This window comes from Bacillus sp. FSL H8-0534 (assembly GCF_038005885.1).
Taxonomy (GTDB): domain Bacteria; phylum Bacillota; class Bacilli; order Bacillales; family Bacillaceae_G; genus Bacillus_A; species Bacillus_A pseudomycoides.
In genome coordinates this window covers 3,600,654-3,621,074 of sequence record NZ_JBBOUC010000001.1, presented here as the reverse complement: position 1 = coordinate 3,621,074, position 20,421 = coordinate 3,600,654, and the positions used below count along the sequence as shown (strand labels likewise).

Here is a 20,421-nt window from a genome sequence, read left to right as displayed (position 1 = left end):
ACATGAGATAAAGAGTAAAAATCAATTTAAATAGATGCCTTTAACTAATAAAAAATCCCTTTTTTCTACTGCAACTGGCTCTTCCATGTAGTAGAAGTCCAGCTCATCAATCTCATTTAATCTAGTAAATATCATTTCCCTCTCGTTTCTAAGCTGTTCGACCAGATTTTTTTCATGTTCAACCAATTGTTGAAGTCTCATTAATAAAGCATTTCTTTCATTAAATTCCATAGCACTCTCCCCTAATATACGTTTAAACTGATTTTATCATATATTATTAAATATCCTTTTTTTACAAATTAGTAAAATTATACATAATTTGTATTTATCAAGCTTTTTAAGGAAAATTTTATAAATTTTCCGATTAAATTACATAATATTCAACAACTAAATCTCTTTATTTCTCAAACTATATATAACTGACTAATTCTCCTATCTTCTTATACCTAATTTTTTCCAGTTACTATCTATACTGCTTGATAAGAAAAGAGATACGGAAAGTGCAAGATCAATGGGTGTCTAAAAATTAAAAAACCGGAGAAAAACATCAAATTTCGAACAAGAATTGGAGTTGTGCAAATTATAATGGAAGGAAAAGCCGATAAAAAAGCAGATGAAATTTGTAATATACATCATCAGTCCGTTTCCAAATATGTGAAGAGATTTAATGAAGGTGGACCGGACCTTTTTATTAGATCGTAAAATCACTCCCTCCCGAACGTAAAAGTTTCCTTAATCAGGGTCACCAAAAACTCCTTAAATGAAACAATTCTTATCAGTTTATCAAATGATCATGAACTAAGAAAAACTCTATCTTGGACTCTGCCAATTCTGAAAGTGTATATCCGTCACACCTGCGATATTGAAATTAGTGCAACTGGAATTTTACACATGTTATTGCGTTTGAAAATTCGGTACAAACGCCATCTTATACGCTTGCCAAAGCCGCTTTGAAAAAACAGCATTTTTCCGCATCTCCCCTATAACTAAAAAAACTGTTAACCGACAATACAGTACTCTTGTATCAGGATGAAATGCCTGCCAATGCTTATCAAAGTCTACACGCGACCTGATATGAAGTTGGAAAACAAAAAGAAATTCTAACTTATGGGTATCATGCCAGTGTGACTATCTTTGATACCGAGGGGGCACAAACAGGAGAACTCGTACACCGAGTCGCTTCTTCATGTAAAAAAGGAGATTTTTTAACAGTCCTTCAGTATGTATTAAACAAGTACAAAAATAAAATTTTTTCATAATTACAGGTGATGTGAACATTAACCATTTTAAGGTCATTCAAGCTTTTATGCGAGAACATCGTCATCAACTTATGTTGGTCTCTCTTCCACTGTACTCACCAAATTTAAATCCAATCGACCGGCTATGAAAATGGTTAAAAACGGCATCATCACCAACACAAGCATCTATCAAAGAAGCGGTACAATCATTTTTTGAAGAAATTTCACAGGTACCTCTGGCCGTACTACGTAGGCTTGACTTAAACTGAAGTAAATGTCAAAAATTCAAGTCAATTAATATTGTACTAACTGTTATCCTCTACGTACATATACTGTCCATGGGTAGCTTTTACAATATTATCTTCCTTCTTCATTAAATTTGTCATAAATAAAGAAATATTGCTTAGTTCTACCCCAGTTTCTGTTTCAATTTCTTTCTTCAATTCCTTCAACGGCATCGCTACCTGATGTTGTTTCAGTATATCTATAGCTACATTTCTAAGAATCCATGTTTTTTGGTGATACCCTTTTTTCCTAAACTCATTTTTTTCCGAACTCTCTTGAATCTCCTCATCTAAGTTATACATTTGTTCATATTTGGTATCCTCTATTTTACCTGAATGCCCCACTGTATAAGTAGATAATCTATCCTGGTTGTCCAGCTCCCTTAGCCGGTTAAAAATTTCTTTCCTTTCTTCTTGAAACATTTTCCGAGTTCTTTCTTCCATTTCAACAAGCTGTTCAAGCCTTACTTTTAAAGCTTCTCTTTCATTAAACATGTTAACCTCCTATAAAAAATTTTATATTTTATAAACATTTAATCAATTCTATAATTTGGGGAATGATGTGCTCAAATCTTCTAAGCACAAAAGATGGAGTATCTATCCAGAATTTCGAAATGAATAAGTCTAACATAAATTCTAATATTGAAGGAAAACTCCTTATGACTATTATACGACAAGGTATCCTGTTTGACCTACAAGAGATTTAAAACCAATCTAACGATTTGAAGCTATTTTTTCTATTAATGACATTAATTCCATCGTCGTTGTGATAACTAAGAAGTAACATTTTTATAGACTTATCGAACTTAACTATATGTCATAATTTATTCCCTTTTCGTTATAATTATAGAGCTACTTCCACTTATTGACTAAAAATTCAATTAAGCATTCTAAGGTATTATATAATTCAAAACAATAACTGTAGGTTATAATTACGAATCCATTTACATCCAAATTCATAAAATGGAGTATCAAGCCGCTATTATTTATTATATTTTTCACAAAAACACCAAACAATTAAATACATACGATCAAAGAAATGTCGAGATCCCCCGCTTTTAGCTAATGATGTTCTCTATCAAAATGTATACGAAGTGAAAAGCGTAACTACTCAGATTCCTTCCAATACCAATAGAGATAATTATATCAAAATTAACTCGTAGGCTATGTTTCGAATGATTCTATTTTCCCTGTTTTCATTACTTATTTTATGGATACAAATAAATTCTTTTTTAGTGTACTTAAAAAGCTTCGTGTCAGTGCAAAGTTCTGTGCACCTGTTCCACATTTTTCATGAACATGCTGTAACATAACTTTATCTATACCCAGCGTATATAACCATTATATTCTTTTCACTTTCGGTTTATCTAGTCCCTCAGATGAAGGTGGTTTATGACTATTTGTAGAGTTTTTAAATGTGAAATTCAAGAGCCGAAACACGATTCGAAACAACTTGAAGTTATGCAGGAGAGATTCAATTGTTTTTCCTTGTGCTTTGAATAGACGATATAATTGGTCAGGCCTTTGATTATAAACTTCTAAAAATCATTTGTAGTTCATACACTTTACCTCCTATTTTTTATATTCTCAGTGTTAACAAGAATTTGTGAAGGTAAGCTTGAAAATCAATATGGCTCTTAGAAAATATATAACACCAGTTAAAGTATCAAAAGTTTAGAAAACTATATTTAAGTGCCGTACCGCTATAGAATGTGTAAATGCTTATCTCAAGCAATTATTTCAATTGAACAATGTTCATTATCGAACGGAAAAATGCACCAAAGTTTACTTTTAACTAGTAACCTTAATTTACAATGCTTCAAAGTTAGCTACCAACTGAATTAATGCTATGTTAAATCAACACCAAGTGACTGAGACATAAAAGCTTAAACAGAACCTAAGTTCTGAAGAAATGTACTTTTTAAAAAATAATTTCCCTAAAATATAAATTAACTCTTTCTAATATTCTCACATTTTTGTATACTAATTATTGTAAAAAATCATTATCAGAGGGGTGAAATTTTGCATGTAGGGCAAAACATTAAATTTCATCGTACAAAAATGTCTCTTACTCAAGAAGAATTGGCATCAGGATTGATTTCCGTTTCCTACTTATCTAAAATTGAGAATGGCCAGATTACTGCTAGCTCCGATATTATAGAAGAATTACTTACCAGGCTAAATATTACGGAGGATGTTCAGCAAGACCAAAAGCTGTGTGAGGAAATCCGTTTGTGGTATCAGCAAATAATTAATAAAGATACAGAGAAATCTGCTGAAACCTATAATAGCCTCTCAAAAAAAATTACAATTAAAAGCTCTTTTGAACCATACTCTTTATTTCAGCTTGTCAGCATTAGATTTCTTTTAACTTTAGGAAAGCTTCAAGAAGCTAAAAATCTTTTAAAAAAAATATCAGAAATTTCAAATAACATCCCAAAGGAAATGTCTTTCTATTATTTCAAATTTAAAGGTAACTATGAATATCTGAATAATGAGTTTGAAAACGCTTTTGACTCTTATAAAGAAGCTGAATCCCTCTTTAACGGTGATACACCTTCTCTTGAAAAAGCAGATGTTCTTTATTCATTGGGGCTTACTGCAACTAAAATTGAAAAACACTTTCAGGCAATCGTTTTTACCAATCAAGCACTTGACATATTCAGAGAGATTTATAATCTAGACCGCAGCAGCGACTGTCACCTACTTTTAGGTATCCTTTATCAGTGGATGGAACAATTTGATGAGGCCGAGACAAATTTTAATTGGGCAAACACACTTGCAAAGAAGGTCGAGAACGAAGATGCTTTGGGCATTATCGAACATAATATAGGGCATTTTTATTATCTGAGAGGCGATAAAACCAAAGCATTAGATCATTATAAAAAGAGTTTGGATCTTAAACAGGATCATAATTACGATGGAAAATTAATAACTATATTGTGTATCATAAAAGCACTGTATAACAAAAAAGAAAATAGACAATTACTTTTATGGATACAAAAGGCAGAAAGTTTAGAAGGGAAAACAAAAAGCCTAGAATTAAAACACGAGTATAAAATACTTAAGCATTTGTACGACAAGGAATTTGAAGAATTTGTATATTACACAAAAAAAATTGCACTTCCCTATTTTGAGAAAAACTGCTTGTACCGTAATGCCATTTACTACTCAGAATTATTAGCAGAATATTTTAAGGAAAACCAAAAATATAAGCAGTCTGCTCATTATTTTGAATACTGTAAAGAAATTCTAAAAAAAATTAAAAAGTGAGGTTTTTTATCACGAGAAAATACTTACATAATCTTTCTATGATTACCTTAATTTTTGTCTACTCTTAACGAAGAGCTTCCTGGCCCTTTAACATAGTATAAAATAGGATCAGAATAAATTAATCGTAGGAGAAGACTGTCAGGAGATTCTCGATAGCCTTTCTCTTACGATTAATTAAGTAGTTTTATAACATTTATTAAGAGGACTCTATATAGATTTTACTCAAAATTAATCAAGTTATCGATGCTACTCTTGTAATTGGAATAGATATAGCTAAACGAACTCATTGCGCTTATCTCATTGATGAGTCAGATCGTGTACTGCAAAAAGCATTTCCTATTTCTCAGTCAAAAGAAGGGGTTGAATGGTTCTAGCAGCGTATATTGGCAACTATGAAGGAATTTGACAAGACAGAAGTAATAGTTAGAATCGTTAACATTGTTTTAAGGATACAGATATTTTCTAAGAAATTTTTGATGAAATTGTTCTCTATCTTTTTACGTCCACTCGATGAGTAATTACCCCCTTAAAATTAAAAAGTTCATTGATACTTTCAATTGTGTAAAGGAGAAAACTATCTAAATATCTGATTCGAGATGTAAAACGAAAGTTAAATAAATTGATTAATCAGAAAATTAATTAGATATAACTTACTGTATCTTTGGAAATCATAGTTATCTTCCTTTCATTATACATCCTTATTTCCTTAGATTTTTTCTCCGTGTTGCATATTTTGCTTTGCTTTTTGTTGGAATTTATCTACTTTGAGTTGGATGAACAAAACTCCAAATAGTGTGACTCCCCCACCTATAACGGTAAGTACAGTTGGTACCTCTCCAAGCCATATCCATGCAATAACAAATGCAAGAGCCGGTGTTAGGTAAAGAGAACTTGTAGCTTCCGAAGCTCCGACACGTGATGTAACGTACGCTAATGCAAGGTAAGGAATAACCGTAGGGAAGAGACCTAAGTAAACAATACTAAGTGTTGATTCTATAGATGATTTCATCATTTCACTCGTTAATCCTGGGAGAAAGAAAAGCATAAAAAACGTACCCGCCCAAATCGTATAGGTTGTAAATGCAAAAAATCCATACTTTTTTAAATAACGTATTTGAAAAACAAAATATACACTTTCTGAACAGGATGCTAAAAGAATAAACAAAATCCCACTAGTGATTTCAACCTCTCCCTCTGTTGCAAATGAAATCAAAGCTACTCCCAAAAAGCTTATAATAGATCCAATCCATCTCGATAGTCCAAACCGTTCACGTAGAAACCAAACGGCTAAAAGAGCAGAGAAAATAGGAGTTGTTGAGACAAGAAGGCTCGCAACACCTGCACTCACTGTTTTCTCTCCAATGTTTAAAGCTGTATGGTAAACAGTGAAACCTAAAAAACCTAACAATAAAATAGCAGGGATATCCTTTAATTGTGGTAACCGCATACGAGTGATTATAGCAATAAACACAAGCAATGCAGAACCGATTAGTAATCGAAAAAGAGCGAGATGTTCAGGTGAATAAGATTCTAATCCAACCCGTATTCCTGGAAAAGCTGAAGCCCATAGAAAAATAGTAAGACCATAAGCGACTATAACACGAAAATCCCATTTAATTTCCATCTCATCACTTCCTTTTATAGAATTAGAAAGCAGCCAATACCTTTTCTACCTCGTTAATATTTCTCATCTTAATAAATATTTGGTAAAATGTCTCCAACCAGTTGAGCAATTACTAACCCAACCACTTTGAATCGAAAAGAATGTGAAAGGAGAGTTTTTAGTGAGTAGTATCGATTGCAAACGAACCGAAAAAACCCTTAAATATCAAAAAATTGTTAATTATATAAAAGATAAAATCGCCTACGGGGAATGGCCAATTGGAAGTAAAATTCCAAGCCAGCGACAATTAGCCAAGTTGTTCGAAGTAAACCGAAGTACTGTCATTACTGCTTTAGAGGAATTAATAGCAGATGGGTTGATTGAAGGAAAAATAGGAATGGGCACAGTCGTAGTTAATAATACATGGACATTACTAGCTACAAATCCTTCGCCCGATTGGAACGAACATGTCAAATCGGGATTACTTAAACCAAGTCAAGCGACTGTCCAAGAGATTAATCAAGCCGAAACAAATACAAACCTTATTCAGCTTAGTAAGGGTGAACTTTCAAAAGATGTATTTCCTTTAGATACAATGAAGCTCATCATACGAAGGGTATCTGAAAAAATAGAGGCTTTCGGATATGAAGAACCAAAAGGATTTCTGCCTTTACGTGAAGCGTTAAGCAACTATTTAAAAACATTTGGTATTCATGCCTCCACTTCTTCCATTTTAATTGTTTCCGGGGCATTACAAGCTTTGCAATTGATTTCAGTTGGCCTTCTACACAGAGGATCAACCGTTTTACTGGAAAAGCCGTCATACCTTTATTCGCTACATGTGTTTCAATCAGCTGGAATGAAGCTTACAGGTCTACCAATGGGTGAACACGATCTTTTTCCAAACTCCGTTACCGTATCAAAAAAACAGCGAGGTAGAGCGCTTTTATACTCCATTCCTTGTTTTCATAATCCTACGGGGATTTTAATGTCTGAAAAACAACGTCAAAAGCTCCTTGAAGTATGTGAAAAAGAACAGCTGCCGATAATTGAAGATGATATTTATCGAGAGTTATGGATCGATGCTCCACCTCCTCCCCCATTAAAGGCATTAGATAAAAATGGACACGTATTATATCTTGGTAGTTTATCCAAAACGTTAAGCCCCGGTTTAAGAATTGGTTGGATTGTCGGTCCAGAACCTGTAATTGAACGATTATCCGATATTAAAATGCAAACTGACTACGGTTCTAGTTCGTTATCTCAAAGAGTTGCTGCTGAATGGTTAACAAGCGGGTTATATGAACAGCACCTTGAATCTGTAAGGGAACAGCTTAAAATACGGAGAACAGTAGTATTGGAGGCACTAAACATTCATTTAAAGGATATAGCCACATGGGATGTACCAAAGGGCGGGTTTTTTATTTGGTTGAAAATACTACCAAAATTATCAATGAGAGAGCTTTACATAAAAGCATTATCTGAAGGTATCCTTTTTAACCCAGGGAATATTTATGGTCAAGAATCCCACCGTTATCTTCGCTTATCTTATGGCTATGCCTCTTTAAAAGATTTGAAGCAGGGAATCTACCAAATTAGTCGAATCATTCGAGAACTGGCAAAACGTTAATAATAATACGTTACAGGGAGCAGTATTATTATTAATATTACGTAAGTAATTAAAAGAAAAGCTGGTGATTCAATTCCTTAGTACAGGAAAACTCGCTTTTTTCATGTTGAAATTGGCTTGAATCCTTTAAATTTAATCCGAAAATTGTTATAAATTCCTTTCCCTCTCACTGTATGAGAAAAAATAAGAACAAGGATGTAACTCGTCACATATAGGAAGCGCATAGAATAAAGATTAGATTAAACCAGCTATCTACATCTGGAGAAAAATAATCTATTTAGTATAGAAAAAATAAAATGAAGTCGTACAGATTTTGCTACTGCAGATTTCTATAATCAAGAAATATAAGTGAGTAGGCTATCCTCACAGTCGCTTTTCAAAATATGAAAATGTTAATAAAAAATGATGTTACAAGAAAAAGCCTCTCTTTCTCAACAAGTTAAGGACTGTCAAAACTGACAGCCCTTTTCAAGATTAAGGAATGTTTTTACCTTGTTTTCTGAAATTTATAGGTTAGTTCTTCATTAACTACCTTAAGCAAATTCTTTTCATTTTCATAGATAAAAAAATGATCGCCCGGAAAAAGGTGCATATTAAAATTGTTTGTCGTAAGTTCTTTCCAGTGTTTCAATTCCTCTGTTTTAATTGACGGATCATCTATGCCACCAAAGACTGTTATTGGACAACTTAACATGCTTGATTTTTCATATTGATAAGTATCGACAAGTTCAAAATCGGCTCTCAGAATTGGTAAAAACAGGTCCATTATCTCATGATTGCCCAATACTTCTTCTGGTGTACCATTCATTTTTCTAAGTTCCTCGATGAATTCTCTTTTCGGAAGATTATATGTAGGTGTCTCCCTTTTAGATACTTGAGGAGAACTTTTCCCTGACAAAAATAGCCTTATAGGCATCTGCCATGAACGTTTTTTCATTTCTATAGCCAATTCGTAGCTTATTAAAGCCCCCATACTATGACCAAAGAAAGCGTACGGTATAGAGCTGTTAAGAACAGGTTCCAGTTCATCTGCAAGAAAAGAGATTAACGTTGGCAGGGACCGAATAGGCTCTTCTGCTAGTCGATTTTCTCTTCCGGGAAGCTGTACCGGGCAAACTTCTACTTCTTCAGCAAGAATTTGATTCCATTGGCGGTAAGCCAATGCACTACCTCCTGCATAGGGGAAACATAAGAGCCGGACCAAAGGTCTTTTTTGGGGTTTATAATAATAAAAACTATTTTTGTTGATACTCAAGCTGACTCCTCCTTTTTTATTTTTCTAACCTTGAATTTTATTATATTTTTGTTTATTCATTTATACTGCCATAGCTTGTCGACATCTGCCCGCTTAATAAGTCTGAGGCATCAAGAAAGTTTAGGGATTCAGGGAAGGGCAGTTTATCGGTACAAACAGCTAAACTATATCTCTTATCCAAATAAAAATCTTTACAATACCAAGAAGTGATAAAGCTCCCACCCAACAGGTAAACTTGATAACTGTCAGAATCTGGTATAGGGACAAACTCCACTTTTTCCAAAGGATAGGATAATCCTGTTCCTAAGGCTTTCACAAATGATTCTTTTCGAGACCATAAACTAAAAAAAGTAGGGATGGAATCTTCCTTGTTGCCAGTAAGTACTTCTAACTCAGTTCTTGTAAGAACACCCTTAAATAAATTTATATCAATCTCCTCAATCTTCTCCGTATCTACTCCTATTCTCCCAGCAGAGTTGAGGGCACATACTACCCATTCGCCAGAATGGGTAAGGTTAAAATCGCCTTTCCATTCAGCTGGTTCTTTAAGAAAAGGCCGTCCATTTTCAAGACGCTCAACAATCAGTTCCCCTTCCGGCATTTGAAGAGCAGTAGCAAGAGCATAGCGGGCTAGAAGTACTGCTAGAAGCGCCCTCATTTTATCTTCATTTTTTTTAAATTTAAGGATTCTTACCTTGTCTGCCAGATGAATAGTCTCTAATATTCTATCAACTTCTATACTATCCCAACTTACCGAGTTTCTGACTGCATATAATGCAATCATGTTCACCACCCACTCTCTAGATTGCCTATGCATTTTAAAACTGCATAGGCATCCTGTTTACCTAGTTCACAACCTTAATTTTTTCTTTGATCCAATTACCTATCTCTTCTACTATATACTCAGGAACATTACCAGGAAGCAGATACTCTTCCATAGTTCCAGGTCCTTCTCCCTCTACGTAAGCATGATTTAATTTTTTGTAATAGCTAAATACTGCATTCCTATTCTCCGACAAAACTTCCTTCCATTTTTCGAAATCATCTTCTGTTATATTAATATCCCTTCCTCCCTGAAGCACTAAGAACGGAAAATCTTTTAACATCGAGGACTGGCTAGGAATATAATCTTTTAAACTATGCCACCATTTAACACTCGGAGCTAAGCGAAACTCTTTCGTGTTAATTTTATCAATAGGAAGGTATTGAATCATCCTCAGTTGCTCTCTACACAGTTTCAATTCTTCGGAAGATAAACCGGACAAGTCTGTTTTATTTAGAAGCATCTCAACTGCAGAAACCTGAGGATTTGGAGCAGATAGCACAACTCCCCCTGCTACCCCTTCCATTTCTTTTCTCTCCAAGATGTCAGGAAGCATCCATCCCCCCCGGCAGTGTCCGATCAGGAAAATGTCACCTACTTCTATTTTGTCTGTTTCCCTTAGAAACTTTACTGCCTGAACTGCATCTTCAGTAAATTCATCCGATACAGTATAGTCTTTAAAAAACTTAAAACGTTTGTTCGTTCGTTTTTCATAACGTAAAACAGCTATATTCTGGCTCGCCAGCCCCAGGGCAATATCTTTAAACGGCTTAAGTGCATATAAGCGCGAATCATGGTCTACTTCGCCGTCTCCAGGAATTAGGACCACTGCAGGAATTAGGCCTTTCTTCTTTGGTATTGTCAATTTAGCCGGAACTTTAATATCCCCTGAGCCTATAAGAACCTCTTGTTCGGTATATAATTCTGGCTTAACATAAGCTGGAATCTTATAAGACGGATCAAAATTAGCAGTTCCTACTCCTTTTGCCTCAGACCCAGTCGGCTCCTGAACGGTAAAGCTATATTGTTCGGTATTCATTCTATTGCGTATACTATCAGCTAAATCTTTCAAGATTGGGTGTAGAAAAAGATCATTTAAGGTAAGCTTTATATTCAGTTCCTGCTGTAACCTTGAAACAAAGATTATGCCTTTCAGGGACTGTCCTCCCAATTCAAAGAAATTATCATTAACCCCTATATTGGGAATATCAAGAATTTCTCCCCATAAATCCGATAATTTTTGCTCTATAGGATCAGCAAAAGAAAAAATATGCTTCCCGACTCTTCTTTGTTTAGGACTTGGGAGTCTACTCCTATCTATTTTTCCATTGCTGGTAAAAGGGAAAGAGTCTAGCTGCAGGAAGTGTTCTGGAATCATAAATTCCGGAAGCTGACTTGCCAGATAACGTCGCAGTCCACCTGCCTCCAATTCGCCGCTCAGAACAACGTACGCACAGAGACTAGTATTTCCTTTTGTATCTTCTCGGCAGATAACTTTTACATCTTTTACATCAGGACAATTCAACAAGGTAGCCTCTATCTCTCCAATTTCAATTCTATAACCGCGAATTTTCACTTGTTCATCCTGTCTGCCTAAATATTCAATTCGTCCATCTGGAAGCCATCTTGCCTGATCACCTGTACAATATATTCTCGCTCCTGGTAGTAGTGGATGATCAATAAAACGTTCCGCCGTTAATGAAGGCTGATTTAAATATCCTCTTGCAAGTCCTTCACCGCCTATACAAAGCTCGCCAGGGACACCAATAGGCTGCAATTGGCCCAATGGATTTATAATATAAACCTTTTTGTTAGTTATAGGACGTCCGATACTTACTTTTTCCTCTACTTCATCAGAGAGTGTAGTACAAACCGTAGCTTCGGTGGGACCATAAGCATTTATAAATCGGCGATTATAGCCCCATTTGGCAGCCAGTTCTTTCGAGCAAGGTTCTCCAGCTGTTACCACTGTAGTAAGGCTCAGCAATTCACTTTGCGGAAGCGCCCTTAAGAAAGATGGAGGCACTGTAAGGGTACTGATGGATTCTCCCTCCAGATATCGAACAAATTCTTCACCAGATAACAGTTGTTCTTTGCTGCAAATAAATAGGGTAGCACCAACCAATAATGTGTGAAAAATCTCTTCAACTGATGCATCAAAGCTACATGAAGCAAACTGAAGGACCCTGCTTCCCTCCCGTATGCCATATGTTTCAGCCATGAGCTGCAAATTACTTACACCTCGATGCTCTATTAACACACCTTTCGGTTTCCCGGTCGACCCCGATGTATATATAACATAGGCCAGATCTTCCGCCTGATTGATATGTTCAAGATTCTCATCAGCTCCGTTATACACATGAGGCTGATCAATCAGAATAGTCTCTCCCGTAAAGCCTTCCATAATTTTCACACTACTTTGTGTTAAGAGGCGTTGAACCCCACTGTCTTCAAGGATATAGCGAATCCTTTCTTCAGGATATGACGGGTCAAGTGGGACATAAGCTCCACCTGCTTTTAGTACACCCAGAATACCGACAATCATTTCAAGGGAGCGGTCTACCATGATTCCAACCAGCTCTTCCCTAACCGTTCCTCTTTCTCTTAAAAGTCTTGCAAGCTGATTAGCCCTAGAATTCAACTCTCGATAAGTAAGCTGTTCGTCACCAAAAACTACGGCTACAAGCTCAGGTGTTCTCTGAACCTGTTCCTCAAACAGTTGATGGATTGCTTTGTCATTCGGGAACGGCTTTTCAGTTTGGTTAAAGGTATACAGAAGCTGATGTTTTTCTTCCTCTGTCACCAGAATCATATCTGACAGCTTTTGGTCAGGATCTTCAACTATCTGATACAACAGATGGAGGAAGTGATGTTTCATTCTTCTGATTGTTTCCAGAGTAAACAGGCTAGTGCTGTACTCTAGTGTTATATAAAGAGATTCTCCCTCTTGACATATCCAGCTTAGGTCAAACTTCGAGCTTTTCCATTCAATCTCATATGGCTTAAATTGCAGTTCCTCTCCTATAGCTATGTCCAAGTCAAAATTCTGCAAACTAAATGTCGTATCAAATATAGGATTTCGGCTAAAATCCCGTTTTAGATCTAACTTTTCTACAAGCTCTTCATAAGGATAATTTGAATATTCATAAGATTTCAATGTTTCCGTTTTGACATTTGCAAGAAATTCACGGAAACTCAAACTTCCTTCCGGTCTATTTCTTAAAGCAAGAACATTAATGAATACACCAACTACTTCTTCAAGATCAGCATGAGGCCTACCGGCAATTGGAGACCCGACGATAATATCTTCTTTTTCTGTATATTTAGAAAGAAGTACATTATAGGCAGCTAATAAAGTCATATATAAAGTTGCCCCTTCTGAAGCTGAGAGTTCCTTCAACTTTTTCAAAATAGAGCTATCCACTGAAAATTCAAGGGTTTCTCCTTTAAACTGCCTTACAGGTGGCCGTGTAAAATCGGTAGGAAGATCCAACACAGGAAGTTCCCCTGATAACATATTTAACCAATATTCCTCATCGGTCTTTAACTTTTCAATCTGTTCATCTTCCTTCTGCCAAACAGCAAAATCTTTGTAGTTCAGAGTGATGTCCGGCAGGCTGTACCCTTGGTATAAAGCACAGAAGTCCCTTAAAAGAATATTAGCCGAGATTCCATCAGCTATTATATGATGCATATCCATCATAATAAGTTGTCGATTTGGACTAATTTCAAGTAAAACAGCACGAAATAATGGCGCCTTTTGCAAATCAAATGGTACTATAAATTTCTTTACAAGATTTTCAATTTCAGATTCTGATGCTCTAACAACATCCAAACTCCAAGGTATATCTTGATGATGAATAACTTGAGTAAGATGACTATCCTCCAAATGGAAAGACGTACGAAGAGCCTCATGTCTAGCTATCAATGACTTGAACGATTTTTCAACATTTTCCGCACTCAGATTCCCTTTAGTTTCCATAACAATTGGCATATTATAATTCGTTCCATCGTTCTGGGCATCCAGCTGTTCGACTATAAACATTCTCTTCTGAGCGGCAGAAGCTGAGTAAGAAGGCCGTTCTGCCGCTTTCGGAATTGAAAGGTACCGAGTATTTTTTTCCTGTCGCATGAGCTGTGCTGTCCCAAAAACTGTAGGATTAGCAAAAAATTCACGTAATTTAATTCCTACGTTAAGCTGCTTATGAATCCTTGAGAGAAGAATAGTGGCATTAAGCGAATGTCCTCCCCTTTCAAAAAAATTGTCATGAACGCCAATTTGTTCAACTTTTAGAACATCCTTAAAAATAGCTACCAACTTTTTCTCAAGAGGATTACTTGGTGCTGTATATTTTGAAACCGGTAAAGTGAATTCTGTAACTTCTAACAGCTTTTTCTTATCTATCTTCCCGTTTGGATTTAATGGAATACGATCAAGTTGAATGACATGAGCTGGCACCATATATTCAGGAAGTTGTTCAAGTAAGAAACGCCGAATCTCGCTGTAATCAGCTCTATTAGACGATACTATATATGCACATAAGTAATAACGCTTACTTTCATCCTCATGAGCCAAAACGACAGCTTCTTGAATTGATGGATACTGAAGTAGGCAGGATTCTATTTCGTTTATCTCTATTCGAAATCCTCTTATCTTCACTTGATTATCTTGTCTTCCAAGAAACTCAATCTTGCCATCTGGAAGCCATCGTGCTACATCTCCAGTTGAATACATTTTACCCTCTGAGTAAGAATTTTCCACAAACCTCTCTTCAGTAAGAGTAGGGTTATTCATATAACCTCTGGCTAATCCTCTCCCCGCAATATATAGTTCTCCAGGAATACCGACAGGCTGCACATTTCCAGCGGGACTGAGAATTAAGATTTGGTTATTCCATATTGGTTGTCCAATCGGATATTCCCTTTGATTTTCACAGAGTGTGCAGCTGGTTGCCACAACGGTATTTTCAGTAGGACCGTAATTATTCACGATTCTATATGGTGCACTACTTACTTTTCTAACTTTCTCTCCGCCAATTAACAAAATTCTTAATGAGCTATTGTTGAGAGGGATGAACTGTTCTGCTAACTGGGTAGGCAGAAAACTGATGGTTATTTCGTTTTTCTCAAAGTAGCTGTTTAAGGCAACTGCATCCCCCCTAATATCATCTTCTACTATATAAATAGAAGATCCGGCAATTAAATAAGGAAATATCTCCCATACAGAAGCATCAAAACCAAATCCCGCTAATTTTACGCTTCGGTCTTTTGGCATAACTTGGAATTCGTGATTATGCCAAAAACACAGATTTACGAGAGAAAGATGTTCTACCATCACACCTTTAGGTCTTCCTGTTGTACCAGACGTATAGATAACATAGGCAAGATTGTCTGGCTTGATGATACTCTCAAGGTTCGGTTCATCTTCGTTTGATAAGGATAGCTGCTCTAAACAAAAAGTGTTCCCTCCATAAGATTCCGGAATTTGATTAAGCGTATGGGCCACCAAATAATCAGCAGAACTATCCTCAAGCATATAAACTTGTCTACCGACAGGCAATTTAGGATCAATTGGCAAAAAAGCCCCTCCTGATTTAAGAATAGCAAGAGTACTTACAACCATTTCTAAAGACGGATTCATAATTACTCCCACTACTGTTTCAGGACCAACTCCGGCTTTTCTTAACATTTTGGCCAGCCTATTTGATTGATTATTTAATTCCCCGTACGTAAGAACCTCATCTTTATATATGACAGCAGGATATCCGGGTGTTTTTTCTGCCTGTTCTTCGAAAAGCTGATGTATAGTTTTATTTGTTGGAATGTGTTTATAAGTGCTATTAAACTGTTCTAAGACCATATCCTTTTCATTCGGAGTGGCTATCTCAATGCTTTTTAATAACATATCAGGATTTTTAGTAATTTGTTCTAAAATCCATTCAAAATGCCTAAGCATTCTCCTAATAGTGCTTCTTTTAAATTTTCCAGTATTATATTCCACTGAAATCCTTAAACTTTCCCCCTCTGTTGCAGCAAGTGTAAAATCATATTTTGAATTTCCCCACTCCCATTCGTAAGGGGTTACCGTAAGATCAGGGATTCCATCAGCAGACGAACTCTCACTTTGTAAAGTAAATATAGTGTGAACAAGTGGGTTGCTACCGGAATTTCGATAAAGATTCAGCTTTTCAACCAACATTTCAAAAGGATATTCTGCATGATCAAACGCAAGGACAGCTTCATTTTTTACTTTGGCAAGAAACTCATTAAATGTAAGGCTAGAATTAGACTGCAAACGAATTGCCAATGTGTTGACAAACATTCCTACAATTCTTTCAAGATCAGTATGACTTCTACCTGAAATAGGAGTACCCACCACAATATCTTCCTGACTGGTATATTTAGAAAGGAAAATATGAAACGAAGCCAGGAGCGTTGTAAACAGCGTAGTTCCACCTCTGATAGAAAGGTCTCTTAATTTTTCCAGTAGATCCGCATTTATTTCCGTATGAAAAGTCTCTCCCTTGGACAGTTTATCTGCACGCTCTGGAAAATCTAAAGGCATGTTCAAAACCGGCATCTCTCCAGTAAACCTATTTAGCCAAAATGCCTCCTGTTCTCGAATTTTCTGCTCCTGATCTTCTCTCTGTTGCCAAACACTGTAGTCCTTATATTGAACAGATAATTCAGGCAGCTTTTCATTACGGTACAAAGATACAAACTCCTGAAATAGAATATTGGCAGACACTCCGTCAGAGATAATATGATGCATATCTAGACAGAGAATAAAATCTTCACTTGATTTCTCAATTAAGGCCGCTCTAAATAAGCTACCACTTTGTAAATTAAATGGTCGTACAAACTGTTCTACCAGTACTGATTCATCTCTTCCTGAGGAAGAAATGATTTCAAACTGAAAATCAACATGCTGATGAATTTTTTGAACAATCTGCTCATCCTTAATATGAAAAGAGGTACGAAGAGACTCATGCCTATCCACTAATGATTGCAGGATGGTCTCTACTTTTGTTTTCTGAAGCGCACCTTTAATTTTCAACGCAATTGGCATATTGTAGTGCGTGCTGTCATCCCCTTCAATTTCCTGAACCAGATACATCCGCTTTTGAGCATAAGATACTGGATAGAACTCGCTTTCAAGCGCAGGATTAATCGCCTCGAAGGTGTTTTTTTCTAGCGAATTTATATGGTCTGCCAACTGCTTTACAGTTTGGTTAGCATATACGTCTCTAAAGGAAATATCTACAGCTAATTCTTTAGATATTCTTGAAGTAAGCATCATTAACTTTAAAGAATGACCGCCTAATTCAAAGAAGTTATCATAGATTCCAATATTCTCCCTGTTAAGAACTTCTTGATAAAGGACAACTAGCTGCTGCTCTAATTGTGTAGTTGCTTTTTGATGTCGAAGGTCATGAGTTTCCTGTATTTCCGGCAGACTGCCTTTGTCCACCTTCCCATTTGAGGTGAGCGGAATTTCATCCAGCTGCACAAATCTTGTAGGAATCATGAAACTAGGAAGCTTTTCCTGTAAAAAGTTCTTCAACGCTACAGTTTCCACTTCCAATTCAGCTACATAATAAGCACATAAGTAAGATTCATTCGAGCCTTCTCCTTTTACAGCCACTACACAGTTTTGTATGCCAGGATATTCAGCCAGTCTAGCCTCTATCTCGCTTGGTTCTATTCTATGTCCACGGAGTTTCACCTGTTGATCCGATCTCCCCAGATATTCCAAATTCCCATTAGGTAGCCAGCGTACTAAGTCACCAGTTTTATATACCTTACCTCCACCGAAAGGATTATCTATAAAGAATTTGTTTGTAAGCTCACTTTGGTTTACATAACCTTTACCTACTCCATCTCCGCCTATATATAATTCCCCAGAAACGCCCACTGGTTGGAGATGACCAAAGCGGCCTACAACGTACAGCTGTGTATTATTTATTGAGCCGCCTATAGGAATACAATCCAAAGAGTTTATTTGATGATCGGCTTCATACGTAGCAGCAAATACCGTTGTTTCGGTTGGACCATAAACATTAATTATCCGGTTATCTCCTAGATAATTAACGGCTTTGCGAACATGTTTTACAGAAGCCTTCTCGCCGCCCATCAGGACTTTTCTCAAGTTTTTCAAACAAGATATCTGCTCATCTACAATTACATTAAACAATGCCGTGGTCATAAGAGATATCGTAATATTCTCCTCTTCCATTAACCTTGCAATTTCCTTAAGATCGCTAGCAGCTTTGTTTGGAGCAAGCACGAGTCTAGCTCCATTCAACAAGGCACTGTATATATCAAACACGGAACCATCAAAAGCATAATTCAATAACTGAAGAAAACGATCGTCCGTTGTGATTTCAATATAGCCGTTATTTTTTACTGTTTTAATAACGTTTCGATGAGAAATCTGGCAACCTTTCGGTCTCCCAGTGGTACCAGATGTGTAAATAATATAAGCTGTGTCATCTGGTACATTTTCCTTTGTAAGGTCATCTTTCCCTTCCTGCATCCATTCGCCTTCTTCTAAAACAAGGGCATGGCCTTTAAAGAAATGAGGAATTAGTTTTTGTACCTGAACGACCAAATGATCCGTACCACTGTCCTCCAGCATATACTGAATTCGATCTGAAGGATATGAAGGATCGATAGGAAGATACGCACCGCCAGTTTTTAAAATACCAAGCATGCTGATTATCATTTCTGCCGAACGGTCCATCAGAAGAGCAACTGTCTTTCCTCGAGATACTCCCAACTTTTGTAGATGTTTAGCTATCTGGTTTGCTTTTTCATTTACTTCTCTGTAGGTAATAGACCGCCCTCCGAACACTAGAGCTATCTGTTCAGGCAAGTGTTTTGCCTGTTCTTCAAATAACTCAGAAAGCACTTTATCCTTCGGATAATCCGTAGTAGTCTGGTTCCACTTCTCAAATATTTTTAGTTCTTCCTCTGTAGCAAGACTAATGTTTCCAATGACAGTAGAAGGAGATTCTACTGCCACCTGGGCCAACTTCTCAAGATAAACAGGCAGTCTTTTAATGAGCTCTTTAGGATAGACAGCTCCGTTATATGTTATTTTTCCTTTTAACTCTTCACCTGCATGAAGCTGAATCGTCAAGTCATAGTTTGTCTGTTCGTAGGCTTCCATTCCTGTTACAGTAAATCCAATCCCCCCCGTAGCATGTTCTACTTGCTCCGAAGAGTTTACTGGATAATTTTCAAAAGCCATAATATGGTCAAATAACATACCTGATACTTCCCCATTGCTTTGAATATCCGCAAGTGATAAATAATCATATTTTCCAGCAAGCAGGGATTGCTCTTGAACTTTTTTAATTAATCCCACCATCGTTTCTTCTTCAGTAGCTGAAATCCTAACAGGAATAGTATTAATAAACAATCCGACAATCTTTTCAACCCCATAAATTTCTGAAGGTCTTCCCGAAACAACAGAGCCGAAAACTACGTCTCTTGTATCATTTAATTTTTGCAGGAGAATACCCCAGAATGTTTGAATAAGCGTATTCATCGTAACCTGATTCATATTGGCCAACTGCTGTAACTGCCCCGTAAGAGATTCTCCCAGTCCAAAATGCAACTCTTCTCTAACATTTTCTGAAGAGTTAGATAGCTTATGATAAGGAATTCCCGATATCTCTTTATATTCGTGAAGATAGTTCTTCCAGAAAGATCTCGCCTCTTCTTCATTTTGTTCATCAAGCCACCTAATAAAGGAGCTGTACGGGATTGTTTTTTCAACTTTTACTGGAAGATTATTAAGATACATATGATAGAAATTGAATAAATCACTTAAAACAACATCCATACACCAGCCGTCCATCAGAATATGATGGCTGCTTATCAGTAGTAGATTTGTACTTTCTCCCGTTTTAAAAAGAGAAAACCGAATAAGCAGATCCCGGGAGAGGTCAAAACCTCTCTCCCGGTCTTTCTCTTTATATTCCTTTAGGTAAGCCGAACGTTGTGCCTCAGGCATACTTGAAATATCCTCAGTATAAACTGATGCTTCTCTGTTCTTTAATACAATCTGCATCGGACGCTTTATTTTTTCATATAAAAATATAGTTCTTAAAACATCATATTTTTCTATGAGAGCATTAACACCAGCTATTAGAAAATCTATGTTCACAGAACCTTCTATATCAAAGGACAGTTGTTCAAAATACACTTGATTTTTCTGATCTTTAATTGTGTGAAATAACATTCCTTGCTGCATGGGGGATAACCGATAAATATCCTTGACGTTTTTTCTGTCAAACATCTACTTCAC

General features: G+C 36.3%; 9 protein-coding genes and 2 pseudogenes. 5 read left to right on the top strand and 6 right to left on the bottom strand.

Features of this window, described 5'->3' with window-relative positions:
* Nucleotides 1-21: 21 nt before the first annotated feature.
* Nucleotides 22-231, bottom strand: coding sequence for a hypothetical protein (locus MHH71_RS18175; protein ID WP_006096430.1), 210 nt, complete (start codon nucleotides 229-231; stop codon nucleotides 22-24).
* A gap of 1,024 nt (nucleotides 232-1,255) precedes the next feature.
* Here MHH71_RS18175 and MHH71_RS30640 point away from each other — a divergent pair.
* Nucleotides 1,256-1,387, top strand: a complete 132-nt coding sequence (locus MHH71_RS30640; protein ID WP_371400319.1) for a hypothetical protein — start codon at nucleotides 1,256-1,258, stop codon at nucleotides 1,385-1,387.
* Nucleotides 1,388-1,543: 156 nt separating this feature from the next.
* Here MHH71_RS30640 and MHH71_RS18170 read toward each other — a convergent pair whose 3' ends face one another.
* Nucleotides 1,544-2,017: a Rok-like winged helix domain-containing protein gene (locus tag MHH71_RS18170; protein WP_006096427.1), complete on the bottom strand. Its 474-nt coding sequence runs from the start codon at nucleotides 2,015-2,017 to the stop codon at nucleotides 1,544-1,546.
* A 1,123-nt stretch (nucleotides 2,018-3,140) separates the two neighbouring features.
* Here MHH71_RS18170 and MHH71_RS18165 point away from each other — a divergent pair.
* From MHH71_RS18165 to MHH71_RS18155, 3 genes and pseudogenes are all read left to right on the top strand, one after another.
* Nucleotides 3,141-3,362 (top strand): annotated as a pseudogene (locus MHH71_RS18165) (IS5/IS1182 family transposase); the annotation flags it as partial.
* 182 nt (nucleotides 3,363-3,544) lie between these two features.
* Nucleotides 3,545-4,795, top strand: coding sequence for a helix-turn-helix transcriptional regulator (locus MHH71_RS18160; RefSeq protein WP_033799209.1), 1,251 nt, complete (start codon nucleotides 3,545-3,547; stop codon nucleotides 4,793-4,795).
* 215 nt (nucleotides 4,796-5,010) lie between these two features.
* Nucleotides 5,011-5,166: pseudogene (locus tag MHH71_RS18155) on the top strand (IS110 family transposase); the annotation flags it as partial.
* 335 nt (nucleotides 5,167-5,501) lie between these two features.
* On the opposite strand, the gene MHH71_RS18150 reads toward MHH71_RS18155, so the two are convergent.
* Nucleotides 5,502-6,419, bottom strand: a complete 918-nt coding sequence (locus MHH71_RS18150; protein WP_006096425.1) for a DMT family transporter — start codon at nucleotides 6,417-6,419, stop codon at nucleotides 5,502-5,504.
* 160 nt (nucleotides 6,420-6,579) lie between these two features.
* On the opposite strand from MHH71_RS18150, the gene MHH71_RS18145 reads away from it, so the two are divergent.
* The gene (locus MHH71_RS18145; protein WP_033799208.1) at nucleotides 6,580-8,028 is read left to right on the top strand and encodes an aminotransferase-like domain-containing protein; all 1,449 of its coding nucleotides are present in this window, start codon (nucleotides 6,580-6,582) and stop codon (nucleotides 8,026-8,028) included.
* A gap of 487 nt (nucleotides 8,029-8,515) precedes the next feature.
* Here the strand turns inward: MHH71_RS18145 and MHH71_RS18140 are convergent, their stop codons facing one another.
* From MHH71_RS18140 to MHH71_RS18130, 3 genes are all read right to left on the bottom strand, one after another.
* Nucleotides 8,516-9,283 carry a thioesterase II family protein gene (locus MHH71_RS18140; protein ID WP_006096422.1) on the bottom strand — a complete coding sequence of 256 codons (768 nt, stop codon included), beginning with the start codon at nucleotides 9,281-9,283 and terminating at the stop codon, nucleotides 8,516-8,518.
* Nucleotides 9,284-9,335: 52 nt separating this feature from the next.
* Entirely contained in the window at nucleotides 9,336-10,067 is a 732-nt protein-coding gene (locus MHH71_RS18135) for a 4'-phosphopantetheinyl transferase family protein (RefSeq protein ID WP_033799207.1), read from the bottom strand.
* Between the two features lie 61 nt (nucleotides 10,068-10,128).
* Nucleotides 10,129-20,412, bottom strand: coding sequence for an amino acid adenylation domain-containing protein (locus MHH71_RS18130; protein ID WP_340724658.1), 10,284 nt, complete (start codon nucleotides 20,410-20,412; stop codon nucleotides 10,129-10,131).
* Between the last annotated feature and the right edge of the window lie 9 nt (nucleotides 20,413-20,421).